Genomic DNA, 1725 nt, shown 5'->3' on the forward strand with positions numbered 1-1725 from the left:
GTCTATGTCGGCCCGGACGAAAGCCTGCTCAACGCCTATGGCCGCATGCGCCGTTCCGATGTCTCGCAGCTGCCGGTGCTCGACAATGGCAAGCTCGTCGGCATCGTCGACGAAAGCGACATCCTGCCCAGGGTCGACGGCCCCTATGACGGACGCTGGGAGCGCTTCAACGGCCCGGTCCGCACGGCCATGACCTCCAATCTGCACACGCTGCAGGCCAGCCAGACGCTGGATGCGCTGCTGCCGGTCTTCGACCGCAACGAGGTCGCCATCATCTTCGACGGCGACGAGTTCGTCGGGCTGATTACCCGCATCGACCTGATCAACCATCTGAGGCGCGCACGATGACCGCTGAAACACCACCACCGGGCAAGAACCGTCTGGCTTTCTCGACGCGCACCATCCATGGCGGCCAGAGCCACGACCCGCTGACCGGCGCGGTGATGGTGCCGATCTACGCCACCTCGACCTTTGCCCAGCAGTCGCCCGGCGTGCACAAGGGCTTTGAATATGCCCGCAGCCAGAACCCGACGCGCTTTGCCTTCGAGCGCGCCGTGGCCGACCTCGAAAGCGGCTCGGCCGCCTTTGCCTTCGCGTCCGGCCTGGCGGCGATCGCCACCGTGCTGGAGCTGCTCGATTCCGGCGCTCACATCGTCGCCACCGACGACATCTATGGCGGCTCGTTCCGGTTGATGGAGCGGGTGCGCAAACGCTCGGCCAATCTGCAGGTCTCGTTCGTCGACTTCACCGACCTCGCCGCCGTCGAGGCCGCGATCCGGCCCGAGACGAAAATGCTGTGGGTCGAGACGCCGACCAACCCGCTGCTGCGCATCGTCGACCTCGAAGGCGTCGCCGCACTCGCCAGGCGCAAGGGCATTTTGTCGGTCGCCGACAACACGTTCTGCAGCCCTTATATTCAACGCCCGCTGGAGCTCGGCATCGACATCGTGGTGCATTCGACCACCAAATATCTCAACGGCCATTCCGATATGGTCGGCGGCGTCGCCGTGGTCGGCGACAACAAGGATCTCTCCGCCCAGCTGAAATTCCTGCAGAACGCCATCGGTGCCATCTCGGGCCCGTTCGACAGCTTTCTGGCGCTGCGCGGGCTGAAGACGCTGGCGCTGCGCATGGAGCGTCATTCCGCCAACGGGCTGAAGATCGCGCAGTGGCTGGAAGCGCGCCGCGACGTGCGCCGCGTCATCTATCCCGGCCTCGCCAGCCACCCGCAGCACGCCGTCGCCGTCCAGCAGATGCACGCCTTCGGCGGCATGATCACAGCCGTGCTCGACCGCGACCTAGCCGGCACCAAAAAGTTCCTCGAACGCACGCAGCTGTTCACGCTGGCCGAAAGCCTCGGCGGCGTGGAGAGCCTGATCGAGCATCCGGCACTGATGACGCATGGCTCCATTCCGGCCGAGAAACGGGCCGAGATCGGTATATCGGATTCGCTGGTAAGATTGTCGGCGGGGATCGAGGATGGAGATGATCTGATCGCGGATTTGGAGCAGGCGCTGGGGGGATAGACCCTCAAATCGCCAAAATCGGCGCCGCCCCTCATTGCCCTGCCGGGCATTTCTCCCCGTATAGCGACGGGGAGAAAGACGCTAGCCGCGGCCGCCGGTGATTGGCGTAAGCGCCGATAACAGCGTCCCTCGCCCCGTTTACGGGGAGAGGATGCCGGCAGGCAGGTGAGGGGCGGCGCTGACGTTCCGGGTTCAAGCA

2 protein-coding genes are annotated in these 1725 nt (G+C 65.0%); both read left to right on the top strand.

Features of this window, described 5'->3' with window-relative positions; all coding sequences use genetic code 11:
• The coding region (locus tag EN939_RS32950) for a CBS domain-containing protein (protein WP_127271669.1) at positions 1-348 on the top strand (348 nt) is incomplete at its 5' end.
• Positions 345-1526, top strand: a complete 1182-nt coding sequence (locus EN939_RS32955; RefSeq protein WP_127269719.1) for a trans-sulfuration enzyme family protein — start codon at positions 345-347, stop codon at positions 1524-1526. The genes EN939_RS32950 and EN939_RS32955, both read left to right, overlap by 4 nt.
• Positions 1527-1725 lie beyond the last annotated feature (199 nt).

The organism is Mesorhizobium sp. M7A.F.Ca.CA.002.05.1.1, from assembly GCF_003998335.1.
In the GTDB taxonomy this organism is placed as follows: domain Bacteria; phylum Pseudomonadota; class Alphaproteobacteria; order Rhizobiales; family Rhizobiaceae; genus Mesorhizobium.

Excerpts from the sequence above, each read along its gene's own strand:
- EN939_RS32955 (WP_127269719.1), top strand. The coding sequence starts at position 345 with ATGACCGCTGAAACACCACCACCGGGCAAGAACCGTCTGGCTTTCTCG.